We start from the raw sequence: 20,716 nt of genomic DNA on the forward strand, positions 1-20,716 counted from the left end.
CTGACAAGGCCAGCGCCCACAAGAAGACAGCTGCTGCCACAGGGCATGTGTTCCGGCTGTGGTCATACCCTCGATTCGAGAATGGTTTTCGCTACCCCGATTTTAATTTGCAGCGCCCCGCAACTTGGCTATGGTCGGGGTTTGCCCCCAGGCCCTGAGCCTGACCGCGCCATCGCAAGGACCCCGTATGAGCCTGTCACTTCTCAGTCGCTACGCCTTCTTCGCCGCCTGTGTGCTGTTCACCCTGGCGAGCCTGCCTTTCACCCACCACGAATGGCTGTGGCCGTTCACCCTGACCACTGGCATCCTCAGCCTGATCGGCATATTCGACCTGCTGCAGCAACGCCATGCGGTGCGCCGCAACTACCCGATCCTGGGCAACATCCGCTACCTGGTCGAAGCCATTCGCCCGGAAATCCGCCAGTACCTGCTGGAATCGGACAGCGACGCCTTGCCGTTCTCCCGTGCCCAGCGTTCGCTGGTGTATGCCCGGGCGAAGAACGAAGCCTCGGACAAGCCATTCGGCACCCTGATCGATGTGTACGAGTCCGGCTTCGAGTTCATCGGCCACTCCATGCGCCCGGCGCCGCTGGCCGACCCGTCCAGCTTCCGCGTCATTGTCGGCGGGCCGCAGTGCAGCCAGCCGTACTCGGCGTCGATTTTCAACATTTCGGCAATGAGCTTCGGCTCGCTCAGCGCCAACGCCATCCGCGCCCTCAACCAGGGTGCCAAGCTGGGTAATTTCCACCATGACACCGGGGAGGGCAGCATCAGTCCTTACCACCGCGAGCACGGTGGCGACCTGGTCTGGGAACTGGGCAGTGGCTACTTCGGTTGCCGCACGCCAGACGGGCGCTTCGACCCCGAACGCTTCGCCGCCCAGGCGCGCAGCCCGCAGGTTCGCATGATCGAGATCAAGATGAGCCAGGGCGCCAAACCCGGCCATGGCGGCATTCTGCCCAAACACAAGGTCACCCAGGAAATCGCCGAGACCCGTGGCGTGCTGATGGGTGAGGACTGCATCTCGCCGTCGCGCCACAGCGCTTTCTCTACGCCAATCGAGATGATGCAGTTCATCGCACAGCTGCGTGAATTGTCCGGTGGCAAACCCGTCGGTTTCAAATTCTGCCTTGGCCACCCTTGGGAGTTCATGGGCATTGCCAAAGCCATGCTGGAAACCGGCATCCTGCCCGACTTCATTGTTGTCGATGGCAAGGAAGGCGGCACCGGCGCGGCGCCGGTGGAATTCACCGACCATATCGGCGTGCCGCTACGCGAAGGGTTGCTGTTCGTGCACAACACCCTGGTGGGCCTTAACTTGCGCGACAAGATCAAGCTCGGGGCCAGCGGCAAGATTGTCAGCGCCTTCGACATCGCCAGCGTACTGGCGATTGGCGCTGACTGGGCAAACTCGGCACGCGGCTTCATGTTCGCCATCGGTTGTATTCAGTCGCAGAGCTGCCACACCAACAAGTGCCCGACCGGCGTGGCGACACAAGACCCACTACGCCAGCGTGCGCTGGTGGTGCCGGACAAGGCCCAGCGGGTATTGAACTTCCACCACAACACCCTGCGTGCCCTGGCTGAAATGCTCGCGGCGGCAGGCCTGGAGCACCCTGCGCAGCTGGAGGCCAAGCACCTGGTGCGGCGCATCTCGGCCACCGAGATCAAGCTGTTCTCGCAGATGCATGTGTTCTTGAAGCCAGGAGAGCTGCTGACGGGCGAGGTGAACGGGCAGTTCTATTCGCGCATGTGGCAACTGGCCCGGGCGGACAGTTTTGAACCGCACAGTGAAGTAGCTGCCTGAGAGAGCCCCGGGGCTGCTGCGCAGCCCCGGCTATTTCAGATCAGGACGCGGTATTTGCTACACCTTGAGCTTCTTTCGGCGCCAGGCGGAACGCGTAATACAACACCGTCAACAGCACCAGGAACGCCGGGCCGATGTACAGGGCCACACGGGTATCCTCGAAGTACGCCATCAAGCCAACCACCAGCACCAGGAACGCCAGCGCCAGGTAGGAGCTCAGCGGCCACAGCCACATACGGTACTTCAGTGCCTTGCGCTCGGCGGTGGTAAGGCCTGCGCGGAACTTGAGCTGTGCGAGCAGAATCATCACCCAGGTCCAGATCGCGCCGAAGGTAGCGATCGAGGTGACCCAGACAAAGACCTTTTCCGGCACCAGATAGTTGGCCAGTACACCCAGCAACAGCGCGCCGATCGACAGCAGCAGCGCATTGCGCGGTACCCCATTCTTCGAAGTACGGGCGAAGGCCGCCGGGGCCTGGCCGTTCTGCGCCAGGCTGTAGAGCATGCGCCCGGTGCTGAAGATGCCGCCGTTGCACGACGACAGTGCCGCTGTGATGACCACGAAGTTGATGATGCCGGCCGCAGTCTTGATACCGAGGCGCTCGAAGGTCATCACGAACGGGCTGCCCTGGCTGCCGATTTCGTTCCACGGGTAGATCGACAGGATCACGAACAACGCGCCCACGTAGAACAGCAGGATGCGCCAGAACACCGAGCCGATGGCCTGCGGGATGGTCTTTTGCGGGTTGCGTGCTTCACCGGCGGTCAGGCCGATCATTTCCACGCCCAGGTAAGCGAACATCACCATCTGCAGCGACATCAGCACGCCGGTCACGCCATTGGGCATGAAGCCACCGTTGCTCCACAGGTTGGAAATGCCCATAGCCACACCGTCATTGCCAAAACCAAAGGCGATGATGCCGATACCGCCCAGGACCATGGCGATGATGGTGACGATCTTGATCAGGGCGAACCAGAACTCGAATTCACCGAAAGCCTTCACCGCTACCAGGTTGACCGCGCCCATGCTGCCCAGCGCCGCCAGGGCCCAGATCCAGCGCGGTACGTCGGGGAACCAGATGCCCATATAGATGGCCACTGCGGTAATTTCGGCAACGCAGGTCACCAGCCACAGGAACCAGTAGTTCCAACCGGTGAGGAAGCCCGCCAGAGGGCCGAGGTAGTCCTGGGCATAGCGGCTGAAGGAGCCGGCGACAGGGTTGTGCACGGCCATTTCACCAAGGGCGCGCATGATCACAAGGATGGCCAGGCCGCCGATGATGTAGGACAGCATGATCGCAGGGCCGGCCATTTCGATGGCCTTGGCCGAACCCAGGAAAAGACCGACACCGATACAGGCGCCCAGCGCCATCAGACGGATGTGCCGTTCGCCCAGTTCACGCTTGAGCGGGCCGCCTTCAGTGGCAGGGCCGTGGGCAGGGTGGTTGCCGACTGGCATAGCAATACAACCTCATTTTGTTATTGGATTTGACCTTCGTGCAGCACCGGCCATGCCGATAGGCGTGGCGTTGGCTTGCCAGACTGGCCTTGTGGGCCGGCCCGTATGCCGGAATAGAGCGCCCGGCAGGTCGAAGGGGGCGAGCAGTATAGGAAGAGCGTTGTAGGGGTTTTCACTGTATATGTGCAGAAATTTGGCGAGAACCCCGGGATCGCGTCACACTTATCACGATCGCCCGAGCACCATAGCAACATCCCGGTACGAAGAAACCCACACCAAAGCCGCATAGCCCTACCTCGCCTTTCTTCCCTTCCTACAAATTTTTCACCTCACCCGCTCAACGTCTAAGCTTCAGACAAGCAAGACGAAAATACCTGGCCGGATAGAAGACTATGGGCGCACTGTGGCAATCGGAACCAACCAGAACGGAAGCACCCGAGATACCTCCGGCCGAGACGCCACAACCCAAGTCACCCCGTCAGCGTCGGCTATGGTGGCGGCTGATCATCCTTATTCTGCTGGTGGCGCTGGTTGCCATCGGCTTTGCGGCGTATGACGAATTCCGCACGTCCGAGCTGCAATCGCGAGAATTCAGCAAACTGGCCGGCACGCTGACCTATTCGCTGCAGCCAGGCCCCAGCGATGCCATCGTGTACCCGGGTGAAGGGCCGTTCGACAAACGCCTGGGCTACAGCGCGATGGGCGAGTTCTTGCCACGCCTGCTCAAGCGCGACTACCTGATCAGCGAGCAGGTGAAGTTCTCGCCAGCGTTGATGAACTACGTCGAACACGGGCTGTTCGTGCCTTACATCGAGAAAATCCAGGCCGGCCTGTCGATCACCGACTGCCGTGGCGACACCCTGTACCAGTACAACTACCCGCAGCACCTGTACCCTGATTTTGCAGCGATCCCGCCGGTGATGGTCAACAGCCTGCTGTTCATCGAGAACCGCGACCTGCTCGACACCCAGGACCCGCGCAACAACCCGGCCGTGGACTGGCCACGCTTTGCCAAGGCAGCCTACAGCCAGGTGGCCAAGTACCTGGCCTTGCCCGGCCAGTCCGCTGGCGGCAGTACCTTGGCCACGCAGCTGGAAAAATACCGTCACTCCCCAGACGGCCTGACTGTCTCGGGGGCCGAGAAAATCCGCCAGATGATTTCTGCCAGCGTACGCGCCTACCAAGGTGGCCCTGACACGACTGAGGCTCGTCAGCGTATCGTGCGTGACTACCTCAACAGCGTGCCTCTCTCGGCTGTACCGGGGCATGGCGAAGTGCATGGCATGGCCGAAGGCCTGCGGGTGTGGTACGGCGCCGACTTCGACCAGGTCAACCAGGCCCTGACTTCCACGGCCAGCGACCCCGAGAGCATGGCCGCACGCGGCCTGGCCCTGCGCCAGGTACTGTCACTGATGATTGCCCAGCGCCGCCCCTCGCATTACCTGTCCAAGGGCCGCGTCGAGCTGGCAGAACTGACCGATTCGCACATCCGCGTGCTGGCCGCCAACAAGGTGATCGAGCAGCCCTTGGCCGACGCCGCGCTGGCCAGCAAGGCGGTGTACCGCGACTGGGTTGCGCAGCCGACCATCGTGCCGATTGTGACCAACAAGGGCATCAGCCTGGCACGCAACCGCCTGGCCGCCATGCTCAACCGCCCTTTGTACGACCTCGACCGCCTCGACCTGTCGGCCACCAGCACCTTGCAGGCGGATTTGCAGTTGCAAGTGAGCCAGTACCTGAAGAACCTTGCCGACCCCGAATTCGCGGCGCAGATCGGCCTGATCGGCGAGCGCCTGCTGACCAGCAAGACCACCGACCAGGTGAGCTACAGCTTTACCCTGTTCGAGCGCACCGGCGACGGCTCACGGGTGCGTGTGCAGACCGATAGCACCAACCAGCCTTTCGACATCAACGAAGGCAGCAAGCTGGAGCTGGGCTCGACCGCCAAGCTGCGGGTACTGACCACCTACCTGGAAATCATCGCGCAGCTGCACGACAAGTACGCGGGCAAACCCGCCGCCGAGTTGAAAAAGGTCGAAGTCGCCGAACTCGACCGCATTACCCAGTGGTCGCTGGAGTGGCTTGCACAAAACAGCAAGAACCAGAGCCTGGATGCCATGCTCGATGCGGCGCTGGAGCGCAAGTATTCCGCCAACACCGGTGAAGCCTTCTTCACCGGCGGCGGCATGCATGTGTTCAACAACTTCCGCAAGGAAGACAACAACCGCAACCCGACGCTCAAGGATGCCCTGCGCGAATCGATCAACCTGCCGTTCATCCGCCTGATGCGCGACCTGGTGCGCTACGTGACCTACCAGCAGCCGTACAACCGCGTGCCGCTGCTAAAGGACGACGCCGACCCGCGCCGCCAGGAATACCTGGCCCGCTTCGCCGACAAGGAAGGCACCAATTACCTGATGCGCTTCTGGAAGAAATACCAACGCAAGACCTCGCAGCAGCGCCTGGACACCTTCCTCGACAGCATGCGCGTGACGCCGCAGCGGCTGGCAGCGGTGCACCGCTACCTGTTCCCCGAAGCCGGCCAGGAAACCTTCAATGCTTTCGTCCGTGCCCATCTCAAGGGCGACAAGATTGCCTTGGGCAAGCTGACCGACGGTCGCCTGTCGGAAATGTACGATGCCTACGGCCCAGGCAAGTACGACCTGCCTGATCAAGGCTACATCGCCAAGGTCCACCCGCTCGACCTGTGGCTGCTCGGGTACTTGCTGAAGAACCCCAGCTCGACCCTGACCGAGATGGTCAACGCCAGCCGCTTCGAGCGCCAGGAGGTATACGGCTGGTTGTTCAAGAGTCGCCACCAAGGCGCCCGCGATAGCCGCATCCGCACCATGGTCGAGATCGAAGCCTTCCTCGACATCCACCAGCGCTGGAAGCGTGTGGGCTATCCATTCGACCACCTGGTGCCTTCGCTGGCCACTGCCATCGGCAGCTCGGGCGACCGCCCTGCTGCCCTTTCCGAACTGGTCGGTATCATCCAGAACGACGGCGTTCGCCTGCCAACCTTGCGTATCGATACCCTGCACTTTGCAGCCAACACACCTTACGAAACCAAGCTGATCACCGACCCTGACCGGGGCGTGCGGATTCTGCCGGTCGAAGTCGCGCGTGCCCTGAAAGGCGCCATGTCGCAAGTGGTAGACGCAGGTACTGCGCGGCGTATTTCCGGCAGCTTCAAGCTGCAGGACGGCACACCATTGGTGATGGGTGGCAAGACCGGTACCGGTGACAACCGCATCGAAAGCTTCGGCGCCGGCGGTCGGTTGATTGGCTCGCGCTCGCTGAACCGTACCGCCACCTTCGTGTTCTTCCTGGGCGACAACCACTTCGGCACCCTCACCGCCTTCGTCCCGGGGCGCTCGGCAGAGGCGTTCAAATTCACCTCGGCGCTGCCCGTGCAGGTGCTCAAGGGCATGGCCCCGATCCTCATGCCGTACCTGCAGCCGGGCAATCCAAACGAGTGCAAGCCACCACAGGTTGCCGTGCACACACCAGCAGCAGGGGACGTATCGAATAAATAGATGATAATCATCTGCATTAACGGGCTTGTGTTTAGATATATCTTGAGTAATATCTTACGATATATCGCAAACGACGGAGCCCTGTTCCCATGCGCGAACACACCCCTCATGATCCCTTCGAACGGCGCCCCGGCCGTGGCGAGCGCGGCCCACGCGTCTTCGCCCCCGGTGACCTCAAGCTATTGATGCTCGACTTGCTGGCCGAACAGCCCGGCCACGGTTACGACCTGATCCGACAGATCGAAAACCTGTTCGACGGCAGCTACAGCCCAAGCCCCGGGGTGATCTACCCCACGCTGAACTTCCTTGAAGAAGCCGAGCTGATCAGCGGCCAGATACAGGGCAGCAAACGCCTCTATGCCATCACTGATGCCGGCCGCCATGCGCTGGCCGAGCAAGCTGTCGCTCTGGACGGCGTGCGTATGCGCATCGAAGTCAGCAAACGCGCCCTGCGCGGCCATGACCGCCCGCCAGAAATTCACGAAGCGGTCGGCAACCTGCGCCACGCACTGCACATGCACAGCGGCCGCTGGACACCGGAAGAAATCGAACGGGTTCGCGACCTGCTCAACCATACCGCCAAGGCCATTGCCTCCGGGCCGGCCGAACCTGTCTGGGAGACTCCCCATGAGTGACACCATCCACCGCGTCAACCATGAGATCCGCCAACGCCGCCTGCAGGTACTGCGGGTCACCGACCTTACCCCACGCATGCGCCGCATCACCCTGGGAGGTACCGAGCTGCAAGGCTTCACCAGCGTGGGCAGCGACGACCATATCAAGCTGCTGTTCGCCGAAACGCCAGAACAACAGCAGGCTATCGAGGCCCGTAATCTGGGGCGTGACGGTGGTGCACGGCCCACCATGCGCGAGTACACACCACGGCGTATCGACCTGGTGGCCAATGAGCTGGATATCGACTTTGTACTGCACGGTGACGGCCCTGCCTCCACCTGGGCTGCGCAGGCCGCGCCGGGGCACACGCTGGATATCGCCGGGCCACGGGCGTCGATGGTGGTGCCGGACATGTTCGACAGCTATTTGCTGATTGGTGACGAAACGGCCATTCCGGCAATTGGCCGTCGGCTGGAAGAGTTGCCGGCGGGCCGCCAGGTGCTGGCGGTGATCCAGATCGAAGATGAGCAGGAGCGCCAGCCACTGCCGAGCAAGGCTCAAGTTGAAGTGATCTGGGTGCGCCGCCAGCAGGAAGATTTGCTGGCACTGGTGAAGAACCTGACCTTGCCGCAAGGCCGGTTGTATGGCTGGGTGGCGCTGGAAAAAGGCCTGACCCGCCAGGCCAAGGCGCTGCTGCTGGAGAAAGGCGTGCCGGAAGATGCGCTGAAGGCTGCGGCCTACTGGCGTGCCGACGGGACTGCGGACGACGAATAAACTGTCGTTTCCAGGCCCGGCCTCTTCGCGGGCAAGCCCGCGAAGAGGCCGGGACAGGCTAAGCAAACTTATGCTTCCCGCGCCACAGATCCAGCCCCAGCAAAACAAGACCAATCCCCCAGAACCCCGCCAGCACCCCCAAGGCATTGAGCATCACCTGCCCATACCCAAGGCTCGCCACATCGATGAACGGGTAGGCATACACGCCAATCTCGCTCCCCCGCCACAGCGCATAGGCAAAGTACACCACCGGGTATATCGCCCAGACCGCCAGGTGCCATAGCCGCAACGTGCCCTTGCGCACCTCGCACCACCAATACAAGGCATACAGCACGGGCATCACGTCGTGCAGCAGTTCATCCGCCAGCCACTGCCAACCCTGCGGTTGCCACAAGTGGCGCAGCAGCACGCTGTAGGCCAGTGCCACCAGCACGATACTGGCAGCGATCGCGGAACTCACCGAAGGAGACAGGAAAAAACACTTGGCACGCCCTTCCCGCCCAAACGCCGCATAACTGAGCACCGTCGCCACCAAGGTATTGCTCAGCACGGTGAAGTACCCGAACACGTTGATCAGGCCGCCAATCAGGCTGGCCTGTTCCTGCCAACGCGCCACCAGCACCAGGTACACCTGCACAGTCAGACCGAACCAGCCCAGTACAGCCATACCGGTCAGCCAAGGACGCTGTGGCATGTCAGGCCTGTCGCTGCATTTTCACATACAGCTGCTCGACCTTTTCCCGCGCCCACGGTGTCTTGCGCAAGAAGGTCAGGCTCGACTTGATGGTCGGGTTGCTCTTGAAGCAGCGCACATCGATGCGTTCGGCCAGGCCCTGCCATTGGTAGTGCGCCACCAGCTCGGTAAGGATCTGCTCAAGGGTCTTGCCGTGTAGCGCGTTGTGTTGGGCCGTGCTCATGCTGTGCTCCGTAGGAAAGATGCGCACCTTACACGAGTGTAGTGGTGGGTGGGATCAGTCGACTCGACAGAAAAACCGCTGGCAATGGGCAAAACCTCTGTGCTGAAATAGATATGTTATGTTGTAACATTACAAAAGCCTCTGCCAAGGAACGCCCCATCCCCATGCTGTACACACCGCTTCGCCTCTCCCCACTTGCCGTCGCGCTCTGGCTGGCGGCATCGCCCAGCCAGGCCGTGGAACTCGAACCCCAGGTCATCACCGCCAACCCGCTGGGCAATCGCCAGCTGGCCGCTCCCAGCACCGTGCTTGAAGGCGACAACCTGTTGCAGCAACAGCACGGCAGCCTCGGTGAAACCCTGAACAAACAGCCTGGTGTCGCCTCCACCTGGTTCGGACCGGGTGCCAGCCGCCCGGTGATTCGTGGCCTGGACGGCGACCGCATTCGTATCCTGCGCAATGGCGTCGGCGCGCTGGATGCCTCGTCGCTGTCCTACGACCATGCCGTACCGCTGGACCCGGTCACCGTCGACCGCGTCGAGATCGTCCGTGGCCCTGCCGCCCTGCTGTACGGCGGTAACGCCATCGGCGGTGTGGTCAACACCTTCGACAACCGCATCCCGGATGCGCCCATCGAGGGCATTCACGGTGCCGGTGAGCTGCGCTACGGCGGCGCCGACACCACCCGCAGCAGCGCCGGCAAGCTGGAGGCCGGTAACGGTGCCTTTGCCCTGCACCTGGATGCCAACAGTCGCCAGTTCAACGACCTGCGCATCCCCGGCTACGCCCGCAGCTCCAAGGTACGTGACGCTGACGAGCCCGGCAGCAAGCACCGCCTGGAAAACAGCGACGGTCGCCAGGATGGCGGTGCGGTCGGTGGCGCGTACCATTGGGATCACGGCTATGCTGGCCTGTCCTACAGCGGCTATGACAGCAACTACGGCTCGGTGGCCGAATCTGGCGTGCGCCTGGACATGAAGCAGGACCACTACGCCTTCGCCTCCGAACTACGCGACCTCGACGGCCTGTTCAGCTCGGTCAAGGTCGATGCCGGCTACACCGACTACAAACACAGGGAGATTGAAGAAGGCGAGGTGCACACCACCTTCAAGAACAAAGGCTACGAAGCGCGCATCGAAGCCCGCCACCAACCGCTCGGGCCGGTGGAAGGGGTGATTGGCGCCCAGGTCAGCCGCAACGAGTTCTCTGCCCTGGGCGAAGAAGCCTTTGTACCGCACACCGATACCGACAGCCTGGCGCTGTTCATGCTCGAACAGTGGCAGGCCACCGAGCGCCTGAACCTGAGCCTGGGTGCACGCATGGAGCATACCCGGGTAGACCCCGACGCCAAAGGCAACGAAAACTTCGTCGATGCCGACAGCGCGAGCAGCTTCAACGCCTTCAGCCTGTCGTCAGGTGCGGTGTACCAGCTTGACCCGATCTGGTCGCTGGCCGCCAACCTCGGCTACACCGAACGCGCTCCGACGTTCTACGAGCTGTATGCCAATGGCGCACATGTGGCCACTGGCGCCTTTGAAGTCGGCGATGCCAGCCTGAACAAGGAAAAGGCCATTTCTGCCGACTTGGCACTACGCTTCGACAATGGCACGCACAAGGGCAGTTTCGGGGTGTTCTACAGCCACTTCCGCAACTACATCGGATTGATCGGCACCGGCAACACCCGCGAAGGTGGGCATGACCACGACCACGACGAGGATGACCACGACCACGATCATGACCACGAGGGCTTCCCGGAGTACCAGTACCAGGGTGTGCGTGCGCGCTTCTATGGCATCGAAGCCCAGGACCGCTGGCAACTGGCCGAGAACCGTTACGGCAGCTTCGCGCTGGAACTCTCCGGCGACTACACCCGAGCCAAGAACCTCGACAGTGGCGAGCCGCTGCCACGCATCGCCCCGCTGCGCCTGAACAGCGGGCTGGTCTGGGAACTGGACCGCTGGCAGGCACGGGTCGATGTGCAACACGCGGCATCGCAACACCGCAAGCCGGCCAACGAAACCAGCACCGAGGGCTACACCACACTGGGGGCAAGCGTTGGATACCGCTTCGAGGTTGGCCAGAGCCAGTGGCTGGCGTTTGTGCGCGGTGAAAACCTGACCGACCAGACTGTGCGTTATGCCAGCTCTATTCTGCGCGATATTGCCCCGGCCCCCGGGCGCAGTGTGGAAGTCGGCCTGCGTACTACCTTCTGAAATCGCGGGGGCGCTTTGCGCCCCCTACAGGCCATTGTTACCAGACAAACAATAATGCCCTGCGACATTTTGTCTTTTTTTCTTACAGCTTCCCCTATATCCTCCTCGCCCCAAGCTGAAACGCTTCATCGAAACCCTCTTGTCGCCATATCCATTGAAGGGCCCGCCCTTTGATGCGCTTGCCGTTTTTTCAATAATCAAAAGATAGCGCTATCTCATGTTTCAACTGCCCAAACCCTGTTACATCGGCCTTGCCCTCAGTGCCTTGGCGACCCACGCCAGCGCCAGCGAAATGTTCGCCAACGACTCCCCCTGGATGCTCGGCGACTGGGGCGGCACCCGCAGCGAATTGCTGGAAAAAGGCTACGACTTCACCCTCGGCTACACCGGCGAGATGGGCAGCAACCTGCACGGCGGCTACGACCACGACCGCACGGCGCGCTACAGCGACCAGTTCACCTTTGGCAGCCACCTGGACCTGGAAAAGATCCTGGGCTGGCATGACACCGAGTTCCAACTGACCATCACCGAACGCCACGGCGACAACATCAGCAACGACCGCATCAACGACCCACGCGTCGGCGGCTTCACCTCGGCCCAGGAAGTCTGGGGCCGTGGCGAAACCTGGCGCCTGACCCAGATGTGGATCAAGCAGAAGTACTTCGACGGCGCGCTGGACGTGAAATTCGGCCGCTTCGGCGAAGGCGAGGACTTCAACAGCTTCCCCTGTGACTTCCAGAACCTGGCCTTCTGCGGCTCGCAGGTGGGCAACTGGGTGGGCGGCATCTGGTACAACTGGCCGGTCAGCCAGTGGGCCCTGCGCGTGCGCTACAACCTTACCCCCGAGCTTTACGCGCAGGTCGGCATCTTCGAGCAGAACCCTTCCAACCTTGAATCCGGCAACGGCTTCAAGCTCAGCGGCAGCGGCACCCAAGGCGCGGTAATGCCAGTCGAACTGGTATGGGCCCCACGTATCCAAGGCCTGAAAGGGGAATATCGCGCCGGCTACTACTACAGTAATGCCAAGGCACAAGATGTTCTCAAGGACAGCAACGGTCAGCCGGCAGCCCTCAGCGGCGCCGCCTACCGCAGCAGCTCGAGCAAGCACGGGATGTGGCTCGGCGCCCAGCAACAGGTGACCTCGCTGGCGTCAGACCAGTCACGTGGCCTGAGCTTGTTCGCCAACGCCACGGTGCACGACAAGAAGACCAATGCCATCGACAACTATGTGCAGGCAGGACTGGTATACAAAGGGCCTTTCGACGCCCGCGCCAAGGACGACATCGGTTTCGCCCTGGCCCGCGTGCACGTCAACCCTGCCTACCGCAAGAACGCCCGCCTGGCCAACCAGGCCGCCGGCGTCGACGACTACGACAACCCCGGCTTCCTGCCCGTGCAGGACACCGAATACAGCGCCGAGCTGTACTACGGCATTCATTTGGCCGACTGGCTCACGGTTCGCCCCAACCTGCAGTACATCCGCCACCCGGGCGGGGTATCGCAGGTTGATGGCGCCCTGGTCGGCGGCCTGAAGATCCAGAGCAGTTTCTAACCCCTTTTTGACCTGACGGAGAACCTACGATGAGCACTGAAAGTGCCAACAATGGAAGCCGCTGGCTACCGCGCCTGATGGGCGCGCTGCTGTTGCTGATGGGCCTGGCCCTGCTGGCCGGCGGCATCAAGCTGAGCCAGCTGGGTGGATCGCTTTACTACCTGATCGCCGGTATCGGTTTTGCCCTGTCGGGCATCCTGCTGCTGGCTCAGCGCCGTATCGCCCTGGGCCTGTATGGCCTGGTACTGCTGGCCAGCACCGTCTGGGCCCTGCTCGAAGTGGGCCTGGACTGGTGGCAACTGGTGCCACGCCTGGCCATCTGGTTCGCCATCGGCGTGGTGCTGCTGCTGCCATGGGCACGTCGCCCGCTGATCGGCCCGGCCAGCAAAGCCAACACCGCGCTGCTGAGCGTTGCCGTGGTCGCATCCGGCGCTTGCGCGGTCGCCAGCCAGTTCACCCACCCCGGTGAAGTGTTCGGCGAGCTGGGCCGCGAAAGCAGTGAAATGGCCAGTGCTGCCCCGGCCATGCCCGACGGCGAATGGCAGGCCTACGGCCGTACCGAACATGGCGACCGCTACTCGCCGCTGCGCCAGATCACCCCACAAAACGCCTACCGCCTGGAAGAAGCCTGGCGTATTCGTACCGGTGACTTGCCGACCGAAAACGACCCGGTGGAGCTGACCAACCAGAACACCCCGCTGAAGGTCAACGGCATGCTCTATGCCTGCACCGCGCACAGCCGCCTGCTGGCCCTGGACCCGGACACGGGTGCGGAAATCTGGCGCTACGACCCTCAGGTCAAAAGCCCGGTCGGCACCTTCAAGGGCTTTGCCCACATGACCTGCCGTGGCGTTTCGTACTATGACGAAAACCGCTACGTCAGCCGCGACGGCAGCCCGGCACCGAAAATCACTGACGCAGGCCAAGCCGTGGCCCAGGCCTGCCCGCGCCGCCTCTACCTGCCTACCGCAGATGCCCGCCTGATCGCCATCAACGCCGACAACGGCAAGGTGTGCGAAGGCTTCGCCAACCAGGGCGTGATCGACCTCACCACCGGCATCGGCCCGTTCACCGCCGGCGGCTACTACTCCACCTCGCCTGCTGCAGTCACCCGTGACCTGGTGATCATCGGCGGCCACGTGACCGACAACGAGTCGACCAACGAGCCGTCCGGCGTGATCCGTGCCTATGACGTGCACGATGGCCACCTGGTATGGAACTGGGACAGCAACAACCCGGACGACACCAAGCCATTGGCCCCGGGCAAGCTGTACAGCCGCAACTCGGCCAACATGTGGTCGATCGCCAGCGTCGATGAAGACCTTGGCATGATCTACCTGCCGCTGGGCAACCAGACCCCGGACCAGTGGGGCGCCGACCGCACACCAGGCGCAGAGAAGTACAGCGCCGGCGTGGTCGCGCTTGACCTGGCCACCGGCAAGGCCCGCTGGAACTACCAGTTCACCCACCATGACTTGTGGGACATGGACGTCGGCAGCCAGCCGACCCTGGTGCACCTGAAGACCGACGATGGCGTGAAACCGGCGATCATCGTGCCGACCAAGCAAGGCAGCCTGTATGTGCTCGACCGCCGCGACGGCACGCCGATCGTACCGATTCGCGAAATCCCTACCCCGCAAGGCGCGGTGAAGGGCGACCACACCTCGCCGACCCAGGCCCGCTCCGACCTCAACCTGCTTGGCCCTGAGCTGACCGAACAGGCCATGTGGGGCGCCACGCCGTTCGACCAGATGCTGTGCCGCATCCAGTTCCGCGAGCTGCGCTACGAAGGCCAGTACACCCCGCCGTCCGAGCAGGGCTCGCTGGTCTACCCAGGCAACGTCGGCGTATTCAACTGGGGCAGCGTGTCGGTTGACCCGGTGCGCCAGCTGCTGTTCACCTCGCCCAACTACATGGCCTTCGTATCGAAGATGGTCCCGCGTGAGCAGGTTGCCGAAGGCAGCAAACGCGAAAGCGAGACCAGCGGCGTGCAGCCGAATACCGGCGCACCGTACGCCGTGACCATGCACCCGTTCATGTCACCACTGGGTGTACCGTGCCAGGCTCCAGCCTGGGGTTACGTTGCCGCCATCGACCTGTTCACCAACAAGGTGGTGTGGAAGCACAAGAACGGTACCACCCGCGACAGCACCCCGGTCCCGATCGGCCTGCCGGTTGGCGTGCCGAGCATGGGCGGCTCGATCGTGACCGCTGGTGGCGTCGGCTTCCTCAGCGGCACCCTGGACCAGTACCTGCGCGCCTATGACGTGAACAACGGCAAGGAACTGTGGAAAGCCCGCCTGCCGGCAGGTGGCCAAGCCACGCCGATGAGCTACACCGGCAAGGATGGCAAGCAGTACGTGCTGGTGACCGCTGGCGGCCATGGCTCGCTGGGTACCAAAATGGGCGACTACATCATTGCTTACAAACTCGCGGAGTAACCTCCAGTTGCGGTGGTGACATCACTATCGCATTCGCGGGCAAGCCCGCTCCCACAGGTTCTGTGCTGCCCTCAAGGCAGGCACCGTATCTGTGGGGGCAGGCTTGCCCGCGAAGAGGCCGGTACAGCCAACCAAAGATGAAAGCCCTGCCTGCTGCCTTCGTCTACCATTGAAACCCATCCCACCCTGCCCCATCTAAGCACCATAGTCATTCACGCAGGTGCCCCATGAGCGACCAGCAGGATTTCCCGGAACACCCCGACGAACACAGCGAAGTCGAACACACCACCACGCAGGCCGAAACCGGCCATGCCCTCGCCCTGCCCGGCCAGCAGCTGCCGGACAAGGTCTACGTGATCCCGATCCACAACCGCCCGTTCTTCCCGGCCCAGGTACTGCCGGTCATCGTCAACGAAGAACCTTGGGCCGAAACCCTCGACCTGGTGGCCAAGTCGCCGGACCACTGCCTGGCACTGTTCTTCATGGACACCCCGCCAGAAGACCACCGCCACTTCGACACCGCCGCGCTGCCGCAGTACGGCACGCTGGTCAAGGTGCACCATGCCAGCCGTGAAAACGGCAAGCTGCAGTTCGTTGCCCAGGGCCTGACCCGGGTACGCATCCGCACCTGGCTCAAGCACCACCGCCCGCCCTACCTGGTTGAAGTCGAATACCCGCGCCAGCCTGCCGAGCCCACCGACGAGGTCAAGGCCTACGGCATGGCGTTGATCAACGCGATCAAAGAGCTGCTGCCGCTCAACCCGTTGTACAGCGAAGAGTTGAAGAACTACCTCAATCGCTTCAGCCCCAACGACCCGTCGCCGCTCACCGACTTCGCCGCCGCGCTCACCTCGGCCACCGGCAACCAGTTGCAGGAAGTGCTCGACTGCGCGCCCATGCTCAAACGCATGGAAAAGGTGCTGCCAATGCTGCGCAAAGAGGTGGAAGTCGCGCGCCTGCAGAACGAGATCTCGGCCGAGGTCAACCGGCAGATCGGCGAACATCAGCGCGAGTTCTTCCTGAAGGAACAGCTCAAGGTCATCCAGCAAGAGCTGGGCCTGACCAAGGACGACCGCAGTGCCGACCTCGAACAGTTCGAGCAGCGCCTGGAAGGCAAGACCTTGCCCCCCCAGGCAAGCAAGCGCATCGATGAAGAGATGGGCAAGCTGGCCATTCTCGAAACTGGCTCGCCCGAGTACGCCGTCACCCGCAATTACCTCGAATGGGCCACCGCCCTGCCGTGGGGTGTTTACGGCAAGGACAAGCTCGACCTCAAGCATGCGCGCAAGGTCCTCGACCAGTACCATGCCGGCCTCGACGACATCAAGGAGCGCATCCTCGAATTCCTCGCCGTAGGGGCCTGGAAAGGCGAAATCAGCGGCTCGATCGTGCTGCTGGTCGGCCCGCCCGGGGTGGGCAAGACCAGCATCGGCAAGTCCATCGCCGAATCGCTTGGCCGGCCGTTCTACCGCTTCAGCGTCGGCGGCATGCGTGACGAGGCCGAGATCAAGGGCCATCGCCGGACCTACATCGGCGCCCAGCCCGGCAAGCTGGTGCAAGCCCTGAAAGACGTAGAAGTGATGAACCCGGTGATCATGCTCGACGAAATCGACAAGATGGGCCAGAGCTACCAGGGCGACCCGGCTTCAGCGCTGCTGGAAACCCTCGACCCGGAGCAGAACGTCGACTTCCTCGACCACTACCTCGACCTGCGCCTGGACTTGTCCAAGGTGCTGTTCGTGTGCACTGCCAACACCCTCGACTCGATCCCCGGCCCATTGCTCGACCGCATGGAAGTGATCCGCCTGTCCGGCTATATCACCGAGGAAAAGCTGGCCATCGCCAAACGCCACCTGTGGCCCAAGCAACTGGAAAAGGCCGGCGTGGCCAGGACCAGCCTCAGCATCAGCGACAGCGCCCTGCGCATGGTGATCGAAGGCTACGCCCGCGAAGCCGGCGTGCGCCAGCTGGAGAAGCAACTGGGCAAGCTGGTGCGCAAGTCCGTGGTCAAATTGATGGAAGACCCTGAAGCCAGACTGAAGATCGGCACCAAGGACCTGGAAACCGCGCTGGGCACGCCGGTGTTCCGCAGCGAGCAGGTACTGGCTGGCAAAGGCGTGATCACGGGCCTGGCCTGGACCAGCATGGGTGGCGCCACGCTGCCGATCGAGGCTACCCGCATTCACACCCTCAACCGTGGCTTCAAGCTGACGGGCAAGCTGGGTGACGTGATGAAGGAGTCGGCCGAAATTGCCTACAGCTATGTCAGCTCCAACCTCAGGCAGTTTGGCGGTGACCCAGGCTTCTTCAACGAAGCGTTCATCCACCTGCATGTACCTGAAGGGGCCACGCCCAAAGACGGCCCGAGCGCGGGCATCACCATGGCAAGTGCCCTGCTGTCGCTGGCCCGCGACCAGGCGCCGAAAAAAGGCGTGGCCATGACCGGCGAGCTGACCCTCACCGGCCAGGTACTACCGATTGGTGGTGTGCGCGAGAAGGTGATTGCGGCGCGGCGGCAGAAAATCTTCGAGCTGATCTTGCCAGAGCCTAACCGAGGGGACTTCGAAGAACTGCCGGACTATTTGCGCGAAGGCCTGACGGTTCACTTCGCCAAGCGCTTTGCCGATGTGGCCAAGGTCCTGTTCTAACCTGCACCGGCCTCTTCACGGCTTCAGCCGCGAAGAGGCCGGCACTGACAACACAAAACCCAGCAGCATCGGTTATCCTCGGGCCATCGCCAGCCCCCGGAGCCAACATGACCGCCCCTCGTCTGCTCGTTCCCCTGAGCTTCGCCCTGCTTTCTGCCTGCGCCCAGCACCCCGCACAGCCCGTCGAACTGGATGCCGAGAGTGAATGCCCAACCCGGCTGCAGGTAGGCCAGGCACTCACCCTGAGCTTGCCCAGCAACCCGTCCACCGGCTATCGCTGGCGTGTCGAAAACCCAGCCTCAAGCGTACTGCGTAGCCTCGGCCCGGAGGTATACAGCGCCCCCGAAGAAGAAGACGTGGTCGGCAGCGCCGGTGTTTCCACCTGGCGCTTCCAGGCCAGCAGCACAGGAGACGCCCAATTGGTGCTGGTCTACCAGCAGCCGTGGGCCGCAGACGTCGCCCCGGTGCAAACCTTCGACTGCAAGATTATCGTCCGCTGAGCACGATCAACTGCGGTCATACGCCATCTGCACGACCTTGAGGTAGTCACAGAGGTCTTTCAGCGCGGCCGTGGCAGCATCCAGGCCCATCGTCGCGTTGAGCTTCACGGCCTGAGCCTGCCACTCCAGTTCAACCTTGCGCAGTTCGTGCAGCCACGCGTTCTTGAGTGGTTCAAGGCCAGACAACGCCGTGATCGCCTCCCGCTCACCCTGCGCACTCTGCAAGGCTCGCTGCAGCTGCCGCTGGTCGCCCAGCGCTTCCTCTATTTTTGCATCAAGCCTGGTGCGTACCTTGCTCAAGTCGCTGAACGTCTTGGCACCCTCCAGTGCATCAGCATGCTTGGTCAACTTGCCAGTCATAGCCTTCAACAGGCTGGCATCGACCTTCGGGTCCGTGATCAACCCGATGACCTGGTCAATGTCATCATCACTCGGGATCAAGCCCTTCAGTGCACTGGCAACGGACGGCCTTTCGAACAATTCGATAGCCTGGCCAATATCTGCCCGCTGCTGGCGCAATTGGGCCAATCGTTGATCGAAGGCTAACGCCTGGCTCTGGAGGCTGACGATTCGTTTGTCCAGTTCCGCTAACGGCTCTACCAACGCAGACAGTGTGAAAAGTTCCAACCGCAGATTCTGCCTGGACAACAGTGAATGAAGCTGGCTTAAACGGCTTAGCACACTGGCAAGCCGGTAATGGGTATCGCCCCCCAGTTTGCTCGGAATGAAATCGCGGTCCTCCAGCAAAACGATAGCGCCTATGAGGCTCTCCTTGAAGGCGCGCTCGACACTCAGCAACAATGTACGCAGTTCACCCAATTGCTCACGCGCCCCGGGTAACACGTTCATGTCCCAGCTTTGTATCAGGTGGAATACCTGATCTTGCACGGTTTGCATCTGGACGAAATCCGGCAGGGTCGCATTCACGTTGGTCACGTCCATGTCAAACGTCCTCATATTCTTCAATCAATTCATTAAATAACTCAGACAATGTGTGGCAGATATTGCCTATCTTGCTCCACGGTTTGATAACCTCAGCGAAATCGTGAACAAACGATTCAAGTTGAGTGAGGGTGCTCAGCTCTTTGGCTTCGTTCACGGAGTTATTGGCGTACGAGGCCAGAAACAGCCATACGTCTGCCAGGCGGCGGGTCGCTGCCGACAGGTCCTTGCACCTGAACTGCAGGTCCCTGACCAATGTCGAGATACGCTCGAAGTCGCTCAGCGCGGGGGCCATCCTGCCCAGTGCATCCGCCAGTTCTTTACGCTCTTCGATCAACGCGTTTTTTCTGGCCCGGATCTTTTCTGCCTTGTCACCGAACACACCGCCGGTGATGACCAGGCCAATCGGCCCCAGCAAGATACCTGTGAACGCGTAGCCCACATTGGCATCGTACTCGGACTTCAACTGGTCAATCTGTTCGTCCCACTGATCCAGCTGCCGCCGTTTCATCAGAATGTCTTCATGGGAAACTTTCTCGTCGAAGTGTTTCAACAACCGTACCATTCGCGGCTTGAGCTCGCGTTTGATCTCACTGTTAAACCAGTTGGCACGTGCGTCGACGTCATCGATTCGCCGGCGAGTGCCTTCAATTTCCCTGACCAGTTCGTTGATGCCAAGTGTCAGCACACTGGCGATCTGCGCTTGATCCTCTTCACTCAGTTCCAACGTATAAACATCATCGCCCTGCTCGGTCTGTCGCTGCTTGATTGCCACAAAGACATCACTGTTTTCAAGATGCGCAAGCAGGCTGGCGCCACGCTGTACCAGGCTTTCAGCGAACAGCTCAATTTCAGGGCCCAGTTGCTTGATGCTGCGTTCCAGTATGTCCCACTCGTACACATGTCTGTGCAGCGCCGTATACAGCTCATGAACCATCGAGGCGTCAAGGCCGAGTGCCGCATAATCGACTTCGCGTTCGATTTCGGCTCGCGTGTGTGGCAACTGATTTACAGTATTGGCGTATCGCTTGATGACTTTCAGATTATCAGCCGTCAATAAACTGCCAACGTGTTGGCCACCCTCAAGTCGGTTCTCGATGAACGTAAAATAGCGTTCCGGCAACATCTTGACCTTGGACACCGGGTCCAGTTCATCTACGGTAACTTCTTCCCGCCCAGTAATGGCACTCATCACTTAACCCAATATCCTTTTTCAAATCCAGTCAACCTGCATTCGAAGTGTCCTTCTTCACCCGACTGAATTCATTCATCTTGATAACTTAGCACTGTGGGAAAGTTCACTGCTCCC

General features: G+C 61.6%; 14 protein-coding genes. 9 read left to right on the forward strand and 5 right to left on the reverse strand.

Translation table 11 applies throughout. The features are described 5' to 3' along the window. Positions 1-187 precede the first annotated feature (187 nt). The gene (locus tag B9A31_RS13080) at positions 188-1,807 is read left to right on the forward strand and encodes an FMN-binding glutamate synthase family protein (protein WP_019097214.1); all 1,620 of its coding nucleotides are present in this window, start codon (positions 188-190) and stop codon (positions 1,805-1,807) included. A gap of 40 nt (positions 1,808-1,847) precedes the next feature. On the opposite strand, the gene B9A31_RS13085 is transcribed toward B9A31_RS13080, so the two are convergent. Continuing rightward, positions 1,848-3,266 (reverse strand): amino acid permease, encoded by a 1,419-nt coding sequence (locus B9A31_RS13085; RefSeq protein ID WP_016713719.1) that lies wholly within the window; start codon positions 3,264-3,266, stop codon positions 1,848-1,850. A 392-nt stretch (positions 3,267-3,658) separates the two neighbouring features. Between B9A31_RS13085 and B9A31_RS13090 the strand changes: the two genes are divergently transcribed. The 3 genes from B9A31_RS13090 (at position 3,659) to B9A31_RS13100 (ending at position 8,194) form a co-directional block, all read left to right on the forward strand. Further along, on the forward strand, positions 3,659-6,805 hold the full coding sequence (locus B9A31_RS13090) for a transglycosylase domain-containing protein (RefSeq protein ID WP_027615415.1): 3,147 nt from the start codon (positions 3,659-3,661) through the stop codon (positions 6,803-6,805). 89 nt (positions 6,806-6,894) lie between these two features. Then, positions 6,895-7,440: a PadR family transcriptional regulator gene (locus B9A31_RS13095; protein ID WP_027615414.1), complete on the forward strand. Its 546-nt coding sequence runs from the start codon at positions 6,895-6,897 to the stop codon at positions 7,438-7,440. Beyond that, positions 7,433-8,194, forward strand: a complete 762-nt coding sequence (locus B9A31_RS13100; protein ID WP_019097217.1) for a siderophore-interacting protein — start codon at positions 7,433-7,435, stop codon at positions 8,192-8,194. Before B9A31_RS13095 ends, B9A31_RS13100 begins: the two co-directional genes overlap by 8 nt. 58 nt (positions 8,195-8,252) lie before the next feature. Here B9A31_RS13100 and B9A31_RS13105 read toward each other — a convergent pair whose 3' ends face one another. Together B9A31_RS13105 and B9A31_RS13110 are read right to left on the reverse strand one after the other, a co-directional pair. Beyond that, positions 8,253-8,888: a Pr6Pr family membrane protein gene (locus tag B9A31_RS13105; protein ID WP_025754582.1), complete on the reverse strand. Its 636-nt coding sequence runs from the start codon at positions 8,886-8,888 to the stop codon at positions 8,253-8,255. A gap of 1 nt (position 8,889) precedes the next feature. Beyond that, positions 8,890-9,111, reverse strand: coding sequence for a VF530 family protein (locus tag B9A31_RS13110; protein ID WP_016713714.1), 222 nt, complete (start codon positions 9,109-9,111; stop codon positions 8,890-8,892). A 164-nt stretch (positions 9,112-9,275) separates the two neighbouring features. Between B9A31_RS13110 and B9A31_RS13115 the strand changes: the two genes are divergently transcribed. From B9A31_RS13115 to B9A31_RS13135, 5 genes are all read left to right on the forward strand, one after another. Continuing rightward, positions 9,276-11,324 carry a TonB-dependent receptor gene (locus tag B9A31_RS13115; protein ID WP_084297052.1) on the forward strand — a complete coding sequence of 683 codons (2,049 nt, stop codon included), beginning with the start codon at positions 9,276-9,278 and terminating at the stop codon, positions 11,322-11,324. A gap of 217 nt (positions 11,325-11,541) precedes the next feature. Further along, positions 11,542-12,876, forward strand: a complete 1,335-nt coding sequence (locus tag B9A31_RS13120) for a carbohydrate porin (RefSeq protein WP_019097219.1) — start codon at positions 11,542-11,544, stop codon at positions 12,874-12,876. A gap of 29 nt (positions 12,877-12,905) precedes the next feature. After that, positions 12,906-15,317, forward strand: a complete 2,412-nt coding sequence (locus B9A31_RS13125) for a glucose/quinate/shikimate family membrane-bound PQQ-dependent dehydrogenase (RefSeq protein WP_016713711.1) — start codon at positions 12,906-12,908, stop codon at positions 15,315-15,317. 227 nt (positions 15,318-15,544) lie between these two features. After that, a complete protein-coding gene (gene lon / locus B9A31_RS13130; RefSeq protein WP_019097220.1) occupies positions 15,545-17,965 on the forward strand; it encodes an endopeptidase La in 2,421 nt (806 codons plus the stop codon). Between the two features lie 107 nt (positions 17,966-18,072). Continuing rightward, positions 18,073-18,465: a protease inhibitor I42 family protein gene (locus tag B9A31_RS13135; RefSeq protein ID WP_019097221.1), complete on the forward strand. Its 393-nt coding sequence runs from the start codon at positions 18,073-18,075 to the stop codon at positions 18,463-18,465. 6 nt (positions 18,466-18,471) lie between these two features. Here B9A31_RS13135 and B9A31_RS13140 read toward each other — a convergent pair whose 3' ends face one another. Then, positions 18,472-19,407 (reverse strand): alpha-xenorhabdolysin family binary toxin subunit B, encoded by a 936-nt coding sequence (locus B9A31_RS13140; protein ID WP_025754584.1) that lies wholly within the window; start codon positions 19,405-19,407, stop codon positions 18,472-18,474. A 1-nt stretch (position 19,408) separates the two neighbouring features. Next, positions 19,409-20,599 carry an alpha-xenorhabdolysin family binary toxin subunit A gene (locus B9A31_RS13145; RefSeq protein WP_019097223.1) on the reverse strand — a complete coding sequence of 397 codons (1,191 nt, stop codon included), beginning with the start codon at positions 20,597-20,599 and terminating at the stop codon, positions 19,409-19,411. Positions 20,600-20,716: the final 117 nt, after the last annotated feature.

Source organism: Pseudomonas sp. URIL14HWK12:I5, assembly GCF_900176445.1.
Lineage (GTDB): Bacteria > Pseudomonadota > Gammaproteobacteria > Pseudomonadales > Pseudomonadaceae > Aquipseudomonas > Aquipseudomonas monteilii.